Annotated in this window: 17 protein-coding genes; 13 read left to right on the top strand and 4 right to left on the bottom strand. The window is 45.7% G+C overall.

The window, feature by feature from the left end; all coding sequences use genetic code 11:
* Positions 1 to 78 precede the first annotated feature (78 nt).
* Complete coding sequence (locus JFC06_RS04035) at positions 79 to 1,200, bottom strand: helix-turn-helix transcriptional regulator (RefSeq protein ID WP_193006153.1); 1,122 nt, start codon at positions 1,198 to 1,200, stop codon at positions 79 to 81.
* 168 nt (positions 1,201 to 1,368) lie between these two features.
* Positions 1,369 to 4,098 carry an ATP-binding protein gene (locus JFC06_RS04030; RefSeq protein ID WP_193006152.1) on the bottom strand — a complete coding sequence of 910 codons (2,730 nt, stop codon included), beginning with the start codon at positions 4,096 to 4,098 and terminating at the stop codon, positions 1,369 to 1,371.
* A gap of 361 nt (positions 4,099 to 4,459) precedes the next feature.
* Here JFC06_RS04030 and rsmG point away from each other — a divergent pair, with 361 nt between their 5' ends.
* From rsmG to JFC06_RS03980, 10 genes are all read left to right on the top strand, one after another.
* Positions 4,460 to 5,176, top strand: a complete 717-nt coding sequence (gene rsmG, locus JFC06_RS04025) for a 16S rRNA (guanine(527)-N(7))-methyltransferase RsmG (RefSeq protein ID WP_198334061.1) — start codon at positions 4,460 to 4,462, stop codon at positions 5,174 to 5,176.
* A gap of 137 nt (positions 5,177 to 5,313) precedes the next feature.
* On the top strand, positions 5,314 to 6,093 hold the full coding sequence (locus tag JFC06_RS04020; RefSeq protein WP_193006150.1) for a ParA family protein: 780 nt from the start codon (positions 5,314 to 5,316) through the stop codon (positions 6,091 to 6,093).
* 158 nt (positions 6,094 to 6,251) lie between these two features.
* Positions 6,252 to 7,382 carry a ParB/RepB/Spo0J family partition protein gene (locus tag JFC06_RS04015; RefSeq protein WP_193006149.1) on the top strand — a complete coding sequence of 377 codons (1,131 nt, stop codon included), beginning with the start codon at positions 6,252 to 6,254 and terminating at the stop codon, positions 7,380 to 7,382.
* An 85-nt stretch (positions 7,383 to 7,467) separates the two neighbouring features.
* Entirely contained in the window at positions 7,468 to 8,202 is a 735-nt protein-coding gene (locus JFC06_RS04010; RefSeq protein WP_226949485.1) for a MotA/TolQ/ExbB proton channel family protein, read from the top strand.
* A 61-nt stretch (positions 8,203 to 8,263) separates the two neighbouring features.
* On the top strand, positions 8,264 to 8,695 hold the full coding sequence (locus JFC06_RS04005) for an ExbD/TolR family protein (RefSeq protein WP_193006148.1): 432 nt from the start codon (positions 8,264 to 8,266) through the stop codon (positions 8,693 to 8,695).
* A 90-nt stretch (positions 8,696 to 8,785) separates the two neighbouring features.
* Positions 8,786 to 10,573 (top strand): lipid A export permease/ATP-binding protein MsbA, encoded by a 1,788-nt coding sequence (gene msbA, locus JFC06_RS04000; protein WP_193006147.1) that lies wholly within the window; start codon positions 8,786 to 8,788, stop codon positions 10,571 to 10,573.
* Between the two features lie 72 nt (positions 10,574 to 10,645).
* A complete protein-coding gene (gene lpxK, locus JFC06_RS03995; RefSeq protein WP_193006146.1) occupies positions 10,646 to 11,761 on the top strand; it encodes a tetraacyldisaccharide 4'-kinase in 1,116 nt (371 codons plus the stop codon).
* Positions 11,762 to 11,824: 63 nt separating this feature from the next.
* On the top strand, positions 11,825 to 12,643 hold the full coding sequence (kdsB, locus tag JFC06_RS03990) for a 3-deoxy-manno-octulosonate cytidylyltransferase (RefSeq protein WP_193006145.1): 819 nt from the start codon (positions 11,825 to 11,827) through the stop codon (positions 12,641 to 12,643).
* A gap of 2 nt (positions 12,644 to 12,645) precedes the next feature.
* Positions 12,646 to 13,782, top strand: coding sequence for a DNA polymerase III subunit delta' (locus tag JFC06_RS03985; protein ID WP_193006144.1), 1,137 nt, complete (start codon positions 12,646 to 12,648; stop codon positions 13,780 to 13,782).
* 119 nt (positions 13,783 to 13,901) lie between these two features.
* Entirely contained in the window at positions 13,902 to 14,249 is a 348-nt protein-coding gene (locus JFC06_RS03980) for a PilZ domain-containing protein (RefSeq protein WP_198334060.1), read from the top strand.
* Positions 14,250 to 14,391: 142 nt separating this feature from the next.
* Here the strand turns inward: JFC06_RS03980 and ppk2 are convergent, their stop codons facing one another.
* Together ppk2 and JFC06_RS03970 are read right to left on the bottom strand one after the other, a co-directional pair.
* Positions 14,392 to 15,405: a polyphosphate kinase 2 gene (gene ppk2, locus JFC06_RS03975; protein WP_265088192.1), complete on the bottom strand. Its 1,014-nt coding sequence runs from the start codon at positions 15,403 to 15,405 to the stop codon at positions 14,392 to 14,394.
* A 232-nt stretch (positions 15,406 to 15,637) separates the two neighbouring features.
* Positions 15,638 to 17,215: an acetyl-CoA C-acetyltransferase gene (locus JFC06_RS03970; protein WP_198334059.1), complete on the bottom strand. Its 1,578-nt coding sequence runs from the start codon at positions 17,213 to 17,215 to the stop codon at positions 15,638 to 15,640.
* Positions 17,216 to 17,821: 606 nt separating this feature from the next.
* Between JFC06_RS03970 and JFC06_RS03965 the strand changes: the two genes are divergently transcribed.
* The 3 genes from JFC06_RS03965 to JFC06_RS03955 all read left to right on the top strand — a co-directional run bounded on the left by JFC06_RS03965 (position 17,822) and on the right by JFC06_RS03955 (position 21,076).
* Positions 17,822 to 19,222 (top strand): 3-oxoacyl-ACP reductase, encoded by a 1,401-nt coding sequence (locus tag JFC06_RS03965; protein WP_193006141.1) that lies wholly within the window; start codon positions 17,822 to 17,824, stop codon positions 19,220 to 19,222.
* Positions 19,223 to 19,536: 314 nt separating this feature from the next.
* On the top strand, positions 19,537 to 20,454 hold the full coding sequence (locus JFC06_RS03960) for a MaoC family dehydratase (protein ID WP_198334058.1): 918 nt from the start codon (positions 19,537 to 19,539) through the stop codon (positions 20,452 to 20,454).
* Positions 20,455 to 20,506: 52 nt separating this feature from the next.
* The gene (locus tag JFC06_RS03955) at positions 20,507 to 21,076 is read left to right on the top strand and encodes a beta-lactamase hydrolase domain-containing protein (protein WP_198334057.1); all 570 of its coding nucleotides are present in this window, start codon (positions 20,507 to 20,509) and stop codon (positions 21,074 to 21,076) included.
* Positions 21,077 to 21,198: the final 122 nt, after the last annotated feature.

The raw sequence follows: 21,198 nt of genomic DNA, 5'->3' as shown, positions 1-21,198 counted from the left end.
ATGTTGAAAGTGGTCGGATGGGTTTGAAGACCGCAGAATTTAAGCGCTATTATTATTCATGATGGCTATCTATGAGGGTTATTCATGATCTATAGATTTATCCAACACAGCTTGATACAGCAGCTCAGGCGTGGCTTTTAACAGACCACTGCCAAAACCCCGTAACCACCAGACCAGTTGGGAGGTCAAATTGACCGTTGCTTGGATTGTCAGGGTGTCGTCGTCATTCAACGTGACAGTTTGGTCATCACTTAGCTTACTTTCAGTGAGGCTTTTTCCCGCTTGTTTGGTGAACTGTAGCTCAATAGGTGTGTTTTTGCCATGACTGGGTAGCTTACTAAATAGTGGATGACTAAAGCCCATCCCACCTGCATCCAAATACGTATCGAGTTGGAAGTTCTCAGGTGTTTGTGCCGCACTCTCAAGGATCTCCACGCTGGCAAATCGATGCAAGGCAAAGGTGCGGATGATGGCTTCTGGGTCGTCGGTACGGGTGGCCACTAAGTATATAATGACGCCGCGCTGGATAATCGCAATGGGATTTAGGGTGTATTCACTGGCCTGTGATTTGTTGCTGCGTGTGTAGCAGGCCTTTATCTGTAATTGATAAAATAAAGCATGGTAAATATTGTCTTTGCTGTCTAAGTCAATGTGCGGCGCAATCAATGGCTGAGTGGCAGGTTCGATACGCACTCGATCTATCCACGAATGGGTCACCTTACTGTTTTTAAGCTGTCGCCGTGCTAAATCAAACCAAGGGAACAATTCATCTAAAATAACGGGGGGCAAAAGTTGGGTGAGATTGGCCTCAACCATATTAAAAGCGACTGCTTGCGACAGATTCATATGCGGTAAGCTTTGTAAGGGCGCGTCATCGCACCAGCGCCACCCTTGGGGATTGGCGTTGTTTTTTTCGATAGGGAAGCGTTTGGCCAGCGCATTTAAGTCACGCTGTACTGTGCGTAAACTGATGTCAAAACCTGCCATGATAAGCTGCTCAAATACGTGTGTCGTGCCAACCCAGCGATTACGCTGTAGTTGGGACAGCACTTGCCATTGCCGTGCCGTCGTTGCTGCGCCATGTCGATCATCGCTGGCACTTTCTGAGGCACTACTGTCTGTCGCAGCTGGCGTATTAGCCTGCTCGTTAGGGTCCGTCTGAACGTGCAGGGAGTTGGCGTCAGTAAGAGGTACAGTCATTAAGAGATAGCCTTTATGAAGTCACAGTCAGTTTTTACCCGTTTTTGGTGGGCCATTCACAGTTTATCATCGCAGAAAAGCAGCGCAGCGTCTAGGGACGTTCGTCTGTAATCACGTATCCTCATAGACTGCTTTTATTTTATAGTGGATTGACTATCATACAAGGATTTATTTGACCTCATTGTTATCGATGTTTTGTTCGTCATCGTGCTCCCCATTACTGGTTACTTCGCTGTTATTTTTCTCATCCTGACGTTTATCTTTTCTGCTTTTGTCCTCTTTTTTTTGACGTTTGGCTTTCTGCTTCTTTTTAACTTTGTTTTTTGACTTTTTATCGTCAATATCATCTTCTCCGTTCTGATTTTCATCCCACAACATCAAACGGCTTAACACTTTGCCAAACAACGTGTCTTTGCGATAGCGACCTTTTTTGTTCATCGTGTCGATAGGCAGGCCGGTCATCAATGATAAGGCTTCACTTAGCGTATGGACGCCATAAATGTGAAAGCTGCCAGCGTTAACGGCGTCTATAATGTCGTCACGCAGCATGAGTTGTTTGACATTGGCCATCGGTATGACCACCCCTTGCTGGCCCGTCAGTTCTTGCTCGCGGCAGGCATCAAAAAACCCTGCAATTTTAGCATTGATACCGCCCACGGCTTGTACTTCACCCAGCTGGTTCATGGAGCCTGTGATGGCAAAAGATTGGTCAATAGGTACGTTTGCTAAGGCGGACAATAACGCACAGCCTTCGCTGACAGTGGCGCTATCGCCATCTATATGCGCGTAGCTTTGTTCAAAAGCAAGCGAGGCGCTAAAGTTTAAGGCATGGTGTTGACTAAATAACGCACGCAAATAGCTGGTCATAATCAGCATGCCCTTGGCGTGTAAACTGCCGCCCAAATCTACATCGCGCTCAATATCGAGTATCTCTCCGGCGCCGATATTTGGTTGAATAACAGCGGTCAGACGTGCTGGCATACCAAACTCACTATCAGCATAACTGACCACCGTGAGCGCGTTCACTTGTCCGACCGCACGGCCTTGAGTTTGGATCAGCTGTTGGCCATTTTTAAGCTCATCCCAATACAAGTCACGCAAGTATCCTGAGCGCTCATCCATATCATTGATGGCTTGCGTGACGTGTTCAGCAGTCACAATACTCTCATCGTTTAAACGCGCATGACGGTTGGATTCATGCAGGAGTTTAATCAATAAATCGCTGTGTAGGCTCAAGCGGTCTTGTTCTTCCGCTTGTAAGCTTAAATGCTCAAGCAAAGTGGCTTGCGCGTGACGATCAAATGGGTAAAGGTTGGCATAGTCTATGATGTCAGCCATTTTGGCGACCAGTGCCAATTCGTGCTCGCTGGTACGTATCACATCATCATGAAAGTCAGCGCGAACTTTGAAGACGGCATCAAACTCAGGCTCAAGCTCAAGCAGCTCATAATATAAATCCGCTTCGCCTAACAAAATAACCTTAATATCAAGGTCGATTGGCGCAGGCGATAACGATAAGCTGCCTGTTAAGGTCAGCATTTGCTCAAGGCTTGACAGCTTAATTTTGCGTGATTGTAAGGCACGCTTGAGCCCTTGCCATGCATAAGGGTGCTCGAGTAAGTGGCTGGCCTCTAACAATAGGTAGCCACCATTGGCACGATGTAGCGCGCCGGCTCGAATCATACTAACATCCGTCGTCACTGTGCCTAATTGCGTGATTTGCTCAACATGTCCCAATAAGTTTAAGTGTGTTGGCAAGTCTTCAAAGATGACAGGGGCGCCACTATCAGGCGGGTGACTGACAATGACATTGACCGCATAGCGGCTTGGCGTTGTGGCGAGCACTGCCGTCACAAACTCTTCATCATCGCCGTTGACGATACGCTCTACGTGAGTGACCATATCGGCAAACACCGCTTTGAGGTAGTCAATGACAAGTGGATGAGCGGAAAACTGCTCATAAACAGGCGCAAATAAAGGCTGTAATGCACGCCTTGCAATACTACGATGCAGCGCTTCTATGGCGTCATTGGCTTCGTCTTCTAGCTGTTCTAAAGCGATGGTCAGCTGACTTAGCCGTTTTTGCATGTGGTTTTTTTGTGCAAAGTTACTCAGTTCAGCTTCATATTCTCTATTACCGTAGTCAGTAGGACGGTCATTTGTACTAGGGCGACCCTCCTTATTACGGCCACTTGTTTCTGATTCACTGATATGGCTGTCAGAGGCTTTAGGGCTATGACCATCATGATCGTTGTTCTCTGTTGGTAGTTGGCTCGGATGGACAAACATCGCTTTATTATCAAAGGAGCGAAACGTCAACGCTAGGTCATATTGCTTGCCTTCAGCATTGAGCGCTTCATAAGCATGACTCTCTTGCTCGTGCGTGTTGTTTTTAATGGCTTCGATTTTGCTTTGGTACTGATCACTACGAAAGCGTTGACTTAAGCGTTTTTTTGCTTGTTGCCATAAACTGTTGATTTGCTGTTGCAGTAGTGCGGCTTGACCAGCAGGCAAGCGCAAAGCCAAGGGCGTACGGGGATCGGTGAAGTTATGCACATAGACCCAATCATCAGGGGTCGGTGCGTCGGCGGCAATGCGATTGAGTAAGCGGCTGATAATAGTACGCTTACCTAAGCCATTTTCACCAGCGGCAAACACGTGATAGCCACTGGCTTTGATGTCCAAAGCAGTCTGCAAGGCTTTGATTGCACGCTGTTGCCCAAAACCAACGTCTAAATCAGGCGCTGTGCGTGTGTCTGTTGGTAGCTCACTTGGCTCACTATAACGCTTTAGTTGTTCTGCGGTAATAAGGCAGCGTTGTTTAACGTCAGTAAAAACAGGGTGCGGCGTGTCTGATGCTTGCTGATTGTCTTTCAATGTAGAAATAGGTGTTGCCATATTATTAGTGTCTTTACGATTAGTGTATTTTAATACTTGAGATATAGGAGGGTGTGGCTGTCGGTCATAAGTGTTTGGTAGATCGTTTTAAAAGCGCCCTACGTTTACTGGGTTTTTATGAGGAACATTTGCCAGTTAATAAAAATAGCTTACAAGCTACCATAACGCTGTAGATAAGTATCATGAGTCAAGTATAGCGGTAAATAAACAGTAGTTTTGCAGCTATTAAACAAGATTAATGTGCTTCATGTCAGGGCAGATAGTATAAGATGTCTCACATTGACGCAATCTGCAACTATTCAATAGGCAGGCTGCATGATAAAATAGACGGTTCACATGTCAAAACTGGATAATACGTTGTATGTCAGCTTCTACTAAAACCTCTTCATCGTCTGCTAGTATGGGCAATATCCATATTGACCCGACGGGCTTTGTAAAGCTCGGCTCACAACTGCCAGCGCTCGCCAATACCTTGTCACAAGCAATAAACACGCTAAGTCTACCCTTAAGTGAGACGCAGCAGCGCATGCTATTATTGTACTTAGATCAGCTTTTGTTATGGAATAAAGCGTATAATCTGACCGCAATTACCGATCCAGAAGAAGCACTGATCAAACATGTGATTGATTGTTTAGCTATTATAACGCATTTGCCGTCAGGGTCACTGCTTGATATCGGTACTGGGGCAGGTTTGCCGGCGGTTATTATCGCGATTTGCCAGCCTGAGCGTCAGTGTACGGCACTTGATAGTAATCAGAAAAAAATCCGTTTTATTAAGCAAATCAGTAGCGAGCTGGGTTTAACTAATATGCAGCCTATTGCCTCACGTATTGAAGCACATGAGGCCAGCTACGATGTGGTCACGTCCAGAGCGTTTGCCAGCTTGATTGACTTTGTTGAAGTAGCGCAGCCACGGTTGGCGGACAAGGGTTATTTATGCGCCATGAAAGGTAAAGCGCCAAGCGACGAAGAGCTACAAGCACTTGAGGGTGATTGGTTGATAAAAACCATTAAATTGACCATACCACGCCTGCATGACAGTCGTCATTTAATTGAATTGTCGGCTAAAAATGTCTAAGCTATGAGCACCTTGTTGAGGTAGCAGTCATGCAACAGCAGTATGGTAGTGATGACAATTCAGTGCTAGGAATGACGATAGTTGACACAAAAAGAATAGAATAATAGTAACAGACCCTAATTAAATTGAGTGAGTGTATGGAAATCATAGCAATTGCGAATCAAAAAGGCGGCGTAGGCAAAACCACGACGGCAGTAAATTTGACCGCGAGCTTGGCTGCTAAGCACAAGAACGTACTGCTGATTGACTTAGACCCACAGGGCAATGCGACCAGTGGTACTGGTGTGGACAAAAACGAGCTGGGACTGACCATCGCTGATGTGCTACTTGATGGTGTGTCGCTGTCCGATGCGATTGTCAGTAGTCCTGCAGGGTTTGACGTGATCGGTGCCAATCGTGATTTGGCCGGCATGGATGTTACTTTGATGGGTAAGGCTGACAGTCACGAGTTGTTTAAAACAGCGATGGCTGATTTGGTCAATGACCAAGTAGCGACGCAAAAGCAGCCATACGATTATGTGATTATCGATTGTGCGCCAAGCTTGAACTTGCTGACGATTAATGCGTTGGTTGCGACTGATGGAGTGATTATTCCGATGCAGTGTGAATACTACGCCCTAGAGGGATTGGCAGATTTGTCGCAAACCATTGAGCGTTTGACAGAGCTTAATCCTAAGCTGTATATCCGCGGTGTGGTAAGAACGCTATTTGATGCGAGGAACACATTGGCTCGTGACGTGTCTGCTGAATTAGAAGCTCACTTTGGCGATATTATGTATAAAACTCACATTCCAAGAAATATTCGCTTGGCAGAAGCGCCTGCCCATGGCCTGCCTGTGATCGCGTATGAAAGATGGTCCAAAGGGGCGCGTGCTTATCAAAAATTAGCAGCAGAAGTGATAAAACAAAGCCGCTAATGATAGGGCGCATCAGTGAATATAATGGTGTGTAAGAGAAACTGACCAGTCAGCAGTGAACGCACCCAGTTAGGTAATAAAACAATTAATATTGTATCTTTAGTAAGCCGCATTAATCATTATTTGGCTTTTATTTTAGCGTTAGAGGATAGGTAATCATGGCGAAGAAGAGAGGGTTGGCTGCCAATCGAGGCTTGGATGCCTTGTTGGGGTCAATCAAAAAAGAAAAGCAAATTACCGCCTCTGCCTTGCAAGACGATATGGCTGCGCGTGACCATGCTTTGCCAGCTGACACGCCAACTAAACATGCGCCAGCTCATCCAGACCGTGCAAAACCTAGTGAGACGTTGATTGCCAAGCCAACGGCTCCTGACACGTCTGATACCAGTCATCGAAAAGCGCGTTTGCCGCGTACGACCAGTAAAGCCGCTGCCAACAAGTCGCGTGGTATTGGCTCGGATACGAGCGTAGAAGACCAAATCAGCTTGGTGCAAATCGATGTGACGCGTTTGCAAGCTGGCAAGTATCAACCGCGCCGTGATATGAGTGAAACGGCGCTTGCAGAGCTGGCGTCTTCTATTGAACAACATGGCGTGATGCAGCCTATTGTTATACGTCCATTGCTTGCGAATGAAGATAAAAGTGAAGCATTCGTGACTCATGAAATCATTGCGGGTGAACGTCGCTGGCGTGCAGCAAAGATGGCAGGAAAGTCCGTTATTCCAGCAATTGAGCGCGCCTTATCCGATGAGTTGGCGATTGCACTAGCGCTGATTGAAAATATCCAGCGTGAAGATCTATCAGTGATCGAACAGGCTGCCGCATTACAGCGCTTTCATACAGAGTTTGGTATGAGTCACGCTATGATCGCTGAGGTAGTTGGTAAAGCACGCACGACGGTATCGAATCTACTGCGTCTGAACCAGCTGCATGATACGGTAAAGGATCATTTGGCAAACAGCGCTCTAGATATGGGGCACGCGCGTACACTTTTAGCCCTATCATCTGACCAGCAGCCTATCATTGCCCAAAAAATCATTGATGGCGGTATGACGGTGCGCGAAGCTGAAAAGCTGGTTAAATCCATTTTGCAACCACCGCCTAAAACCAACCGCACCGAACAAGTACAATCTCGCGATGCTGAGCAGTTGACGCAACGTCTGACAGACGTGCTAGGGGCGCAGGTAAAACTGAAGCATAAAAAAGACGGTCAGGGTAGCGTTGAGATATTCTTCCATAGTCAAGATCAGCTGGCCGCTTTGATTAAGCACATAGAAGCGCAGGGTTGAGGCATTAAACCCGTTTGCAGTGACGGTTCCAATTTCAAGTGTTTTGGCAATGTCTGTTTTTATAAAAATATAAAAGAGAGTCAGTATGTGGGAGTTGGTGAAAGCGGGTGGTTGGCTCATGACGCCTATTGTGGTGTGCTCAATATTGGCGTTGGTTATCATTATCGAGCGTAGCCATACTTTACAGTTTAACAAAATTGTACCGAGCAGACTGCGCGAGCAGTTGATAACCCGCCTACGGGAAAATGGGGATATTGGCCGCACACAACTGATGAACGTGAAAGAAAAAACGGCGCTTGGTGACATTTTAGCGACTGGTTTGCTGTATCGTCAGTATGGATTAGAGTCGATGACGATGCATATGCAGAATCGTGCGAGCGTGCAAGTTCACCAATTAGAAAAAAACATCAATATGCTAGGCACCATCGGGGCCATTGCGCCGCTACTAGGTTTGCTGGGCACGGTATTGGGTATTATCTCTTCATTCTTAGCGATTACGGATGGGGCGATGCAAGATCCCACAATGCTTGCAGCTGGCGTGTCACAGGCGCTCATCACTACGGCCGCAGGGATGATTGTTGCTATCCCTGCGCTTGTTGCTTATCGTTACTTTCAGCGCCGCATTATCGATATTAATGCTCAATTTGAGACCCAAGCTGGGCTTATGATTCAAGAGCTGTACGACTATCAGTTGTTTGACAGCACGCATCTTTCTGGTTTTAATCAGGCTGATCATGGTACAGCGTTAGATGGGAGGGTGGGCTATGGGTCGTCAGTGAACCCCTCAGATCTAGACAAAGTGGCCACAGCCAATGCTTAACACAGCAATCATGTTAGTAAGCCTCGAGCCTAGGGTTATTAGGTAAATTAAAGAGAGTGATATGCGCTTTAGAAAACCGACGGTTGAACCACTTGAAATTAATTTGACCCCGATGATTGACTGCTTACTGTTTTTGATCGTGTTTTTGCTACTGGCAACCTCGTTTAATCACTTTAGTCGTTTAAACATCATTCTCCCTGAAGCTGAAGGTGTCGCACTGACCGAGCAAAAAAACAGCATCGAGGTGGCGGTACAAGAAGACGGCAGTTATTTGGTCAATGGCATCACCCTTGCCAGCAGCAATGAAGCTGAGTTAACCAGCATGCTACAGCAAGAAGCGGGTAATAACCGTGATATGCTGTTTGTTATTGCCGCGGATGCCAACGCCACGCACCAATCTGTCGTGCGGGTGATGGATGTCGCTGGTAAACTCGGGTTTTTAAACCTCAATATCAGTACGGTCGTGCCACTTGGCCAACCGTTGCCGCAATAATATATAGCAAATTTTTGCCACAAATAAACCCTATAAGACTGTGTGGTAAGCACAGCCTATTCATAATATAACTCCCAAACTGAGGCTTTTATGAGCCAAGCATATCAACCTGACTCTACAAAAACTTCTGCTAAAAAAGTGTCAGTCGCATCATCAGGCACACCCAAACATAAGACATTATTGCGGCTATTGAGCTATCTAAAACCGTACTGGTGGGCCCTGCTGCTAACCATTTTAGGCTTTGCTATTAATGCGGGAACAGAAATTTGGATTGCTAAGTTATTGCAGTACATTACTGATGCTATCAATCAGAATGATCAGAGCAAGCAAAATTTGTTTCCATTTATGATTATCGGACTGTTTTTTGTACGCGGTGTCGGTAGTTTTTTGGGTAATTATTATTCTGCTTTGGTGTCACGCAATCTGGTTTATGAGCTGCGTGTGGAAGTCTTTAATAAACTGCTGCGCTTGCCAAGCTCATTTTTTCTGGCCAATCCAGCTGGTACCATCTCGTCTAAATTGATATTTGATGTTGAGCAGGTAACGGCTGCTAGTACAGACTCAATGAAGACCTTATTACGTGATGGTTTGACAGTCGTGGCACTGATAGGTTTTTTGCTTTATAGCAATTGGCGCCTGACCTTAATTTTATTTGTCGTACTCCCTCCTATATTGTGGTTAATCCGTGTGGCCTCCAAGCGCTATCTTAGACTGTCTAAAGGCATACAAGAGACGATGGGCGACGTCAGTCACATCACTAATGAGGTTATCGGTGGCTATCAAGTGGTCAAAAACTATGGTGGGCAAGCCTACGAAGCCAAGCGTTTTGATAAAACCTCAAAAAAGAACTTGCGCCAGGGTATGAAGGTCGTCGTGACCAACAGCATCAATACGCCAGCCGTGCAGCTACTAATGGCAATAGCCATGTCGGTTGTGGTATGGCTCGCCTTGCGTCCAGCGGTGATAGACAACATCTCTGCCGGTGCCTTTATCTCCTATATCGCGGCTGCAGGCTTGCTCAGTAAGCCGGTGCGTTCGCTGACTGATGTCAACCAAAAACTGCAAAAAGGGCTTGCCGCTGGTGAATCAATATTTGCGTTATTAGATGAGCCAGAAGAACAAGATACAGGGGTGCTTAGCCCAGCTTTGACAGGTGAAATCAAACTGGATAATGTTAGCTTGGTTTATCCAGACTCTACTGTGGCCTTGCGTGACTTTACGTTAGACGTAAGAGCGGGTGAGACGGTAGCTTTGGTCGGGCGAAGTGGCGCGGGCAAATCGTCTTTGGTTAATCTGTTGACACGTACTTTATCGACCACGTCAGGTCACATTACGCTAGATGGTATACCGATTGAGGATATTACTCTCGAGTCTCTACGCGCGCAGATTGCGATGGTCAATCAGCAAGTGGTGCTGTTTAATACCACCGTATTTAACAATATCGCTTATGGTGGCTTAGCCAATAAGACACAAGCGGAAGTTGAGAGAGCCGCAAAAGATGCCTTTGCGCATGATTTTATTATGAAGATGCCAAACGGCTATCAAAGTCAAATCGGTGCAGAAGGGTTACAATTGTCTGGCGGACAGCGTCAGCGCTTATCGATTGCTCGTGCCTTATTAAAAGATGCGCCAATTTTGATCTTAGATGAAGCCACCAGCGCCCTTGATAATGAATCAGAATACTACATTCAGCAAGCGCTTGATAATGTTATGAAAGACCGTACAACGTTGGTCATTGCTCACCGTTTGACAACGATTGAGTCAGCCGATCGTATCGCTGTCTTAGATGGTGGGCAGATTGTTGAGCTCGGCACCCATGATGAGCTGATGCAGCAACAAGGCCACTATGCGCAAATGTATGAACGTGATTTTGAGTAAGTGTAGTAGATATTTTAGGACAACTTTGACGTTTACGCAGCGTTAAACCAGTAGGATAAATGGCCAACCCTAATGAGTATTGAGACGACAGTAACGCGTGCATGGCAACGTCAAGCCGCTTGGCTATGGCTGCTGCTACCTATTAGCTGGTTATATGGCCTCATTACGACGATTCGTCGTTATGCTTATAAGGTGGGGGTGTTATCCAGTTATCGTGCGCCCGTACCTGTTATGGTTATTGGCAATATTAGTGTAGGCGGTAGTGGCAAGACACCATTGATTATTGCTTTGGTAGACTACTTGCAAGATCAAGGCATTAAAGTTGGTGTTATTAGCCGCGGCTATGGCGGCGACACCAGCCAGATGCCAACGCTGGTTAGAGACACCAGTTTGCCCAATGTGGTAGGGGATGAGCCCTGTTTAATTGTCAACATGACAGGGGTGGCCATGGCGGTATGCCCCAATCGCGCGCAAGCGATTACCACCTTGTTAGAGGCTTATCCTGATTTGCAATTGATTATTGCCGATGATGGTTTACAGCACTATGCTCTGCAACGTGATATCGAATGGATTGTGGTAGATGCGGCACGGGGTTTTGGTAACAAACAGCTACTACCCACAGGGTTTTTACGTGAACCAATGTCACGGTTAGAAGGGGCAAGTGTCATTTACCATAAAAGCCTAGAGGCTGTAGCAGCTCAGACTCGTAAACGTCAAAAGGACAGTCGTCAGCCTCAAGTTAATGACCAGACAATGCATCTAAAAGCAGATGATATGCAGCTTTTATGGCAATCTGCATCATTTAATAATCCCATAAGTAGCAAACCGCCTAAAAAGGGTAGCAAGGTACATGCAGTGAGTGGTATCGGCTATCCGCAGCGCTTTTTTGATACCTTAAACTTACTTGGCTTTGAAGTTATCGGGCATCCTTATCCTGACCATTATGATTTTAGCTTGGCTGAGCTGTTACAGTATAGCGATTATCCAGTCGTTGTTACCACAAAAGACGCGGTAAAAATAAGAGCGCTTTTATTAAAATATACCGCCGAGCAAGCGCTAACGGATGAGTATATAGAACTGGTGAGTAGGTTATGGGTGTTACCCGTCACCGCCGTGCTCTCTGACAGCTGTTATGCTCGTTTGGAGCAGCAGCTAAAACAGGTAGGCATTCAAATCAAAAAAAAGTAAAGACACCAAAGCAAACAATGGATAATGCTGTAAACCATATAAAAATTGCCATAGGAATAACGCATGTTACCAGTCGACCTCACAACCGCTAAAACGCATATTGTCATTCCTGCGCGCTTTAAAAGCACACGGCTACCCGGTAAGCCATTATTGAGTATTCATGGCAAGCCCATGATTCTTTGGGTAGCTGAAAAGGCACAGGCAGCACATTTCGCGGATGATATGTGCATTGCCACGGATGATGAGCGCATTGCGCAAGTATGCACGGATGCTGGGTTTGAGGTGGTGATGACCAGTAGTGAGCACGTGTCAGGCACTGACCGTTTGGCCGAAGTCGCTGCTCTCAAAGGTTGGGCTGAGCATGATATTATCGTCAATATGCAGGGTGATGAACCACTGGTGCCGCCGTTATTATTGGAGCAAGTGAAGACGCTTTTGGTAGCAGACAGTGACAGCGTGATGGCCACTTTGTGTGAGCCTATCGACGACTATGAGACTTTTATGCGTCCATCAGTGGTCAAAGTGGTCAGTCAACATTCTGAGAGCAGACAACGTGCGTTGTACTTTAGCCGAGCACCCATTCCTTGCGAGCGTGATGTTGTATTGGCCAATGAGCGTGACAAACAACCACCAAAAAATGCTTATCGTCATTTAGGGTTGTATGCTTATCGCGTCAGTCTGTTGCAGCAGTTTGTGCATTGGCCACAAACACCGCTTGAGGTACTCGAAAGCCTAGAGCAACTACGGGTTTTAGAGAATGGTGGACATATCGCGATTGCCGCCGCTGCCTGCCAGTTACCAGCAGGTGTCGATACCCAAGAAGACTTGGATCGTTTAAATGCGATGAGCTTAGCCGATTTTCAAAACCCTGCTGAATCATAGCCATGAGTGATATGATGGAAAATAAAGGCGTAGTAGAGACCACAGACAGCATGTATTTTGCGCCGTTATTACCGTGGCAGCGAGAATTGTGGTCGCAATTGACGCAGCGGGTGCTGACGTCACAGCAGTCTTTGCCTCATGCGCTGCTCGCAGCAGGTATGCAGGGGATGGGCAAACGTGCGTTTGTATGGCGGTTCGTGGCTTGGTTACTGTGCCATGAGAGAGACCGCCATCCCACAGGTGCTTGTACAGAATGTGAGAGCTGTCAGTGGCTAAAATCAGGGACGCATCCAAGCTTGCAAGTGTTACCGATTGCTTGTATGCCAAATGGTGTGGACCATGCTGATAACACAGAAAAATTGAGTAGCAAAGCAACAGATAAAAAAAATGCCAAAGCAGTTAGCAGTAGCACACTTAAGATTAAAGTGGATGACATTCGTGCCTTGCAGCCTTTTATTTATCAAGGTGGGCAAGGGATGCGCATTTGTGTGTTAGATCATGCTGAGCAAATGACAGTTGCTGCGGCCAACGCGTTACTCAAAACGTTAGAGGAACCACAAGCACAGGTTCATTTGTTTTTAATGAGTGATGCGCCCGCCCAGTTATTGCCCACCATCAAAAGTCGTGTCCAGCAGCTGGCATTGCAAACAATTGAGTCTACGGTAGCCGTTGATTATGTGACACAAGCGCTAGGCCATACCATCAATCGTGAAGCGGTCAGTACGGCGGCAATTGAGCAGCTTATCCAACTTGCAAATGGTGCACCGCTCGCCGCGATAGCCATGGCGCAAGCACCATGGTATGACAAGCGTGCCCTGTGGCTGACCACGTGGCAGGCATTACGTAGTGGTAAGCGCAGTAGTGTGGCCGCAAGTGATTATTGGCAAAATCAGCTGGATGTCAAAGAATTTATCCAACTGTCTGAGATGATGCTGCTTGATTTGCGCCGTGTCTGTCTAGGGCTGAGCGCTCTACAAAATGATGTCAATCTAACAGCGATTTTAGACGTTTATCAACCTGCTGACAGTGGACTTGTAGCGTTTGCCAGTAGCTTACAAGAGGGCAAAACTGCGCTGCAACAAAATGTGCAAGAAAAATTTGTCTATGATAAGCTGATGCAAGAATTGGCATCCTTATAAAGAACTACATAAAGAACTACTATCGCGATTCATGATAGCTTGTTTGATGCGTCATAAAGGTGTTGGTCTATATACCATTAGTAACACATATCATATCCAATTAATGAAGGAAGCTGACTATGGCAATGCCAGGACGTGGCGGGATTTTAACCTGTCATATTGAAAATATCGACACGTTATACGCCAGCTATCTCTCCTTTGTAAACAATGGCGCCTTATTTGTGCCCTCGAACCAAGCTCAGCAATTAGGCAATGAAGTGTTTATCGCTGTTACTTTACCCAACTCTAGCGAACGTTTACCCATGAATGGCAAGGTGGTTTGGATAAGCTCTAAAACACAAGGCGGACGTCCAGCCGGTTTTGCGGTGCAGATTGGGACTGATGTGGCGGGTCAAAGAATTAAAAACGAAGTTGAAAGATTATTGGCGGGTAAAGTAGAGGGTGTGCAGTCCACTTATACCATGTAAGGTTTGTCTTATCTGTACCTATCTACAATGAAAACGACTGTATCAGGGCTAGGCTTTGTACAAATCATCGAAAAAAACCGCGTTATAAGCATATAAGGCGGTTTTTTTGTCGGCGAAATAAGCGTTGATAGAATGAGTACGGTTAATAACGGGGTGGTACATACATGTCGTCTGGTATAGGTTCGCGATAGTACTCGTCATCACGTTTGCGCTCAGGTAACTCCACCTCTTCCCGAGGCACTTCTTTGTAAGGGATTTGTTCTAGTAGGTGCGCAATACAGTTTAGCCTTGCGCGTTTTTTATTATTTCCTTCGACAACCCACCATGGGGCTTCAGGAATATGAGTCCGCTCAAACATGGTCTCTTTTGCCTTGGTGTAGTCCTCCCACCGTCGCCGAGATTGTAAATCCATCGCTGACAGCTTCCATTGTTTAAGGGGATCATGGATACGGCTCATAAAGCGCGAGTGCTGCTCATCATCGGTAATTGAAAACCAATACTTTACTAAGCGGATGCCTGAACGTACCAACATACGTTCAAATTCAGGAACCGACTGAAAAAACTCTTCATATTGCTCATCAGTACAAAAGCCCATGACGCGCTCGACACCCACACGGTTGTACCAACTACGATCAAACAGAACAATTTCTCCCGCTGCGGGCAAGTGTGCTACGTAACGCTGAAAATACCATTGTGATTGCTCGCGCTCAGTCGGTGCAGGTAGGGCGGCCACTCTACAAACGCGTGGGTTTAAACGCTGAGTGATACGTTTGATCGCACCACCTTTACCTGCAGAGTCCCGACCTTCAAATATCACGACGATACGCTCGCCGCGATCAACCACCCAATCCTGTAATTTGATAAGCTCTCGCTGTAGTCGCACCAATTCTTGGAAATACGTACGGCGATCCAACCTTTCTTGTTCGCTCATCTCGCGTCCGTCAAAACGAAAATCACGGATGTAATCATCTATTTCGTTTTCAAGCTCTTCATCATAAGTGTCAATGAGGTCTTCATGCATCTTACGACGTAGCTCGTCGTTAAAGACTTCTTTGTCCATACGTTCAATAAAGCTGTCTTGTTCAGGTGTGCTAAGCTCCTTACGCTCTTGCCGCGTTAGGGATTTTGGGTCAATGGCCGATGGGATATTACCCATAAAAAACTCCTAATAGTGTTGTTATGATTTTTATTGGTTATCCCCTTACTTTAGCATATCTCCTAGTGCGGCTATGAGTTGGCTACGTTTTATTATTGTGTTATTGAAGAGAGTTTGACTAAGTTGTTTTTTTGGGATGGAGTGAGCACACAAAAACACCCTTTAATCTATGGATTAAAGGGTGCCGTAAAATACCAAAGCTACTTGTTTGTTGACTACAGCAAATAAAGATCTATTTCTCTAATATGCAAGTCACCCCTTGACCACCAGCGGCACAGATAGAAATTAGGGCACGGCCAGAGCCTTTTTGATCCAGTAACTTAGCAGCAGTGGCTAAAATACGACCACCAGTCGCAGCGAATGGGTGGCCTGCCGCCAATGAGGAACCATTTACATTGAGTTTGCTGCGATCAATAGACCCAAGCGGTGCATCAAGCCCTAAACGCTCTTCACAGAATGTCTCGTCTTCCCAAGCCGCGAGTGTCGATAACACTTGTGAAGCAAAGGCTTCATGGATTTCATAAAAATCAAAATCTTGTAGCGTCAAACCAGCACGTTCAAGCATGCGCGGTACGGCATAGGCTGGTGCCATTAGTAGACCCTCTGTCGTTCCAGACTTACCAATAAAGTCAACGGCAGCGGTTTCTTGATGAACGATATAAGCCAGTGGCTTAAGACCGTGTTCTTTTGCCCACTCATCAGTGCCTAATAGGACACAAGAAGCGCCATCGGTTAGGGGGGTAGAGTTGGCAGCTGTCATCGTTGGATTGGCGTTCTTTTTGCCAAACACAGGTTTTAACTTACCTAACTTTTCCAACGTAGTATCTGGGCGTAAGTTATTGTCACGCGTCAGACCTTTGTATGGGGTGATTAAGTCATCAAAGAAACCTTCATCGTAGGCACGCGCAAGGTTTTGATGGCTGTTGAATGCAAGCTCATCTTGGGCTTCGCGGCTGATATTCCACTCAAGTGTGGTGATTGCTTGGTGTTCACCCATCGACAGTCCAGTACGTGGTTCACCGTTTTGCGGCGAATCTATCAAGTCTTTTGGGTTGAGGCCCATCAGTGCTTTTAAACGTTGTTTGTTGTTTTTTGCGGCACCTAATTTAATCAGTACTTTACGTAGACCATCGCCAATTGCGATAGGCGCATCAGAGGTGGTATCGACACCGCCGGTAATGGCTGAATCGATAAGTCCTAACGCAATTTTATTGGCAGAGGCAAACGTCGCTTGCAAACCAGTACCACACGCTTGCGAGATGTCATAAGTTGGCGTATGGGGATTAAGTGCTGTGTTTAGAGTGGCTTCACGAGTTAAATTGATATCACGGCTTAGCTTCATGACTGCACCTGCCACCACTTCACCCAATACTTCGTCTTGCAGGTTGTAGCGTTCAATCAGACCGTCTAAAGCGGCAGTCAGCATGTCTGTATTGCTGACATCAGCGTATGAGCCGTTTGAACGGGCAAATGGGATACGGTTACCACCTAAGATAGCCACCCGGTTTTGACCTGAGGCTGGCTTGGTTTTGCTGGCTTTTTTAGCCGTATTCGCTGATTTTTTGTTAGCTGTCTTTTCAGCTTTATCATCCTTTGCTTCTTTTTTGGTACTGGTTGACTGGTTATCCGTAGGTTTTACGTCAGCCGCTTTTGAGTTTGCAACCGTGTCAAAAACATTTGGCTCATTGGCGTCGGTAGTAGCTGAATCCGCAACCGAATCAGTCACTGAGTCTTTGGTATCTTCGTCATGAGCTTTTACAACCGTGCTTTCGACAACAGGGCTATCAGAGTGATTATTTTTATTACTCATAGTATTATCCTTAAAAAAATATGGGTAGAAGAAAAATGGGCGTTCAAATCAATAAAATAAAAAGTATGGGTTAAATCAGTGAAAACAAACAATGAGCAAATACTATCATTTATGCCGCCTTATAGATGTTTAAGATAAAGCGTTTTTTATATCCTTAATGTATGTCTTTGGCAAATTGTGTGTCACTTTTATAAGAGCAGTCACCACTTTGAGCGCACAAACACCATTTTGAGCGCACAAACACCATTTACATAGACCAATGAGTATCAAGTACTGGCATTGCATATTGGTGTTTTTAATAATATATTGTTATCGATAATTGCATTCCCCATAACTTATAGGTCTAATTTTAGCACAATCTGGTATTTTTTGACGCTAGAAAAGATTGCCAGCTTGTATACTAGCTTGTTTACAGATTGTTGTAGACATCGGCGGTTTTTGGACTTGTTTATGATGAAAGTGTATAGTTAAGATAAGTTTTAGACCCATTTATGAAATATCGATGATGATGTTGATGCGCCTATATAGCCTATCTAATAGGAGCACTGCTAGGAGCACTGCATTTTCTGTTTATTATTATTTAACCATTAGCTATAGGATTATATTATGTCAGACCGTTATGGTGATTTTGTTCAGTCTTCTATTGGCAAAAAGGTTGCCAAGAATCTAGGCTTACCTTTACCTGTGTCTCTTGATCGTTTTGAGAGTGGTGAGCGTTTGGTACGTGGGAGTGTGTTGGTTGGACGCGCTGATGGTGAGAATAAAAGTGTTAGCGAGTCAGTAGCGCGTATTTTGGCAGACGTCCATGCAGAAGTTTTCGTGAATAGTCGTGATGATATCAAAGACGCACTTGCAGATGCAGGCGTAGAAGCGAAAGCCAACACGGGTGGCGATGATAAATTCAAAGTTTTATTGTTTGATGCCAGTAATATTAGTAACGCCGATCAGCTCAAAGAAGTATATGAGTTCTTTCACAGCGTTGCTCGTCGCGTCGAAAAATCTGGTCGCGTGATCGTCATTGGCCGTCCGCCAGAACACATTACTGATATCGATACTGCTTTGGCGCAGCGTTCGCTTGAAGGTTTTGTAAAATCAGTGGGTAAAGAGTTTAAGCGTGGTGTTACCGCTCAGCTTATCTATGTTGAAGAAGGGGCTGAGCAAAACCTAGATTCGACTTTGCGCTTCTTTACGTCAGCACGTTCAGCGTATGTCTCAGGACAGGTAGTACGTATTAGCAAAGGCGAGTCAGTCGATGTGGATTGGACTCAACCACTAGGCGGCAAAACCATGCTGGTGACTGGTGCCAGTCGCGGTATCGGTGAAGCCATCGCCCGTGTATTGGCACGCGAAGGCGCTCATGTTATCTGCCTTGATGTACCGCAGCAACAAGCGGATCTGCAAAAAGTTGCTAGCGAAATCAGCGGCTCTATCTTAACCGTTGATATTACTAGTGATGACGCTGGCGCACAAATTGCAGACGCAGCGCAAAAGCGCGGTGGTTTGGACTCAGTCATTCACAATGCTGGCGTGACTCGTGATAAGACGTTGGCAAAAATGGACGAGAAAAAATGGGACATGGTTATCGATATCAACTTAAGCAGCATTGCTAAGTTAAACCGTTACTTGTTAGACAACGATATCCTAAAAGAAAACGCGCGTATCGTCTGTGTCTCATCAATCTCAGGTATTGCTGGTAACTTGGGTCAAACCAATTATGCGACTTCTAAAGCGGGTGTTATTGGTTTGGTTAATGCCACAGCAAAACAATTAGAAGACAACGCAAAAGGCATGACGATCAATGCCGTTGCCCCAGGATTCATCGAAACCCAAATGACCGAAGCCATTCCCTTTGCCATTCGTGAAGCAGGTCGTCGCATGAACTCAATGAGCCAAGGTGGTTTACCAGTAGATGTGGCTGAGACCATCGCATGGTTGGCATCGCCTGCGTCTGGCGGTTTGAATGGCAACACAGTACGCGTTTGTGGTCAAAGCTTGCTTGGTGCCTAGCCCTCACCGAACAGTAAGCGTAGACAGGGTTTAGGTATCTGGTAAATGTATGATATGTCATATTATTTCCAAATTACCTCACATATGCTTACGAAAAAATTGCTGATAAATTGTAATAAAGCTGCCCAAGGGTGGCTTTTTTATGATAAAAACACAAGGACTACAAGCTAAATGGCGCTTTGCCGTTGTAGCATTTTATGCGATTATTAGAATATAAGCTTATAACTCATTTAATGACAGGCTTTTATCAACGTATTCATAGCATCTTTAGGTGCCTCAAGAAAATTTGCTCAAGCCCCACTTAGGATTTATTTATGTCAGACAAACATTATGATGCGTTGCCAAAAGCGCATACTACCTACGCCAATATCGTAAAAAGTTTACTGCCTATCGGCAATAGTGGCAAAATTAGTAGAGAACAATTGCCGCAAGCGACTTATTATGTGGATGATCTGCACATCGATCAGGAAAATTTAAACGATTATCGTAAAATCTGCGGTTTTACGGATAACGGTAAAGTGCCTATTACCTATTTTTCGGTACTGTCCCAAACCCTGCAAATGAACATGATGGTCAAAGAGCCATTCCCGTTTGCCATGTTAGGTTTGGTGCATGTTGATAATAGTGTCACTCAGTATCGTCCTATCGGTGAGCGCGAAACGGTGGCCCTGTCAGTCACTTTTGATAATTTACGTGACCATGCCCAAGGACAACAGTTTGACTTTGTGACTACCGTCAAATCAGAGAATGAGGTGATTTGGGAGGGGACCTCAACTTATCTGTCACGCAGCAAAAAGCCTAGCAGTAGCAAAGACAAGAAAAGTGCCCCACGCCCCGTCACGGTTAAACCGCTGGTCAACGAGGAAGGGGTGCATAGTATCTTTGAGGTGCCAGAAGATATTGGCCGTCGTTATGCGTTTGTTTCAGGGGACTTTAATCTTATCCATTTACATCCACTATCAGCGCGTGCGTTTGGCTTTCCTAAGGCGATTGCTCACGGTATGTGGTCAAAGGCTAAGTGTCTTGCCATGATGGATGAGCTGCCTGACGCGTGTACAGTCGACGTCTCATTTAAGCTGCCAATCTTTTTGCCCGCTGAAGTCGAGCTGATCGCTGATCCGGTCGCACAGCTTGAAGACACAGAAGACACTTGTGTGTTTGGCTTGTATAGCTCAAAAAATGACAAGCCACATCTGGCAGGGGCTGTGACGCTACAGAGCGATAGTAAATAGCAGACGACAGTTTTTATCTTAACCGCCATCTTTAACGAACAAACTTATCATTATGACTTCACAAAAAAAAGTAACCAGCACATATCCATCTGATAGCACCGCGGTGGCTGATATAGCCGCTGCCAACGACAGCGCTAGCAACGAAGCCACTACTGACAATAGCTCTGCTGATAATGGTGTGGATCTCGCTACTGTTTTTGACGCTTATTTTCGTCCTGATGCAAACACCATAGTCTGCGGAGCGCTTGATGATGAAAAGGTGGCCAGCTTAGCGCAAGCTGGCGTTGAGCTGGTGATTAACTTGCAGCCTGATGATGAATTGAGCTTTGATGAGGCAGCCGCAGTTGAGCGTGCAGGTATGCACTATGAGCATCTGCCGATCAATGGCGCTGCCGACTTAAAACAGCTTAAAATACTGGCGTTTGATAATATATTACGCCAGTATCATGGCAAAAAAATAGCCATGCATTGTGGGTCAGGCAATAGAGTGGGTGCGGCAATTGCGCTGCGTGCAGGTTGGCTGCGTGGCCGTAAGATGGATACTGCTATGGAACGTGGGCGTAGTCATGGTTTGACGAAGCTTGAGCAAGAGGTCCATAATCGTTTGTTGGTGCCGCGCTAAGATAAGAATATGATAAAGTGTGATTAAGCAGCACTGAGTACCAAAGAGGCGACCAATAGGTGGCCTTTTTTGTGAGCACGCAATCTATGGGTATGGATCATACAAGTGTTTAACATTCAATG

Origin of the sequence: Psychrobacter namhaensis (assembly GCF_016107545.1) — a bacterium.
GTDB lineage: Bacteria > Pseudomonadota > Gammaproteobacteria > Pseudomonadales > Moraxellaceae > Psychrobacter > Psychrobacter namhaensis.
The sequence above is the reverse complement of the archived record's forward strand: the minus strand, read 5'-3'. Positions and strand labels throughout refer to the sequence as shown.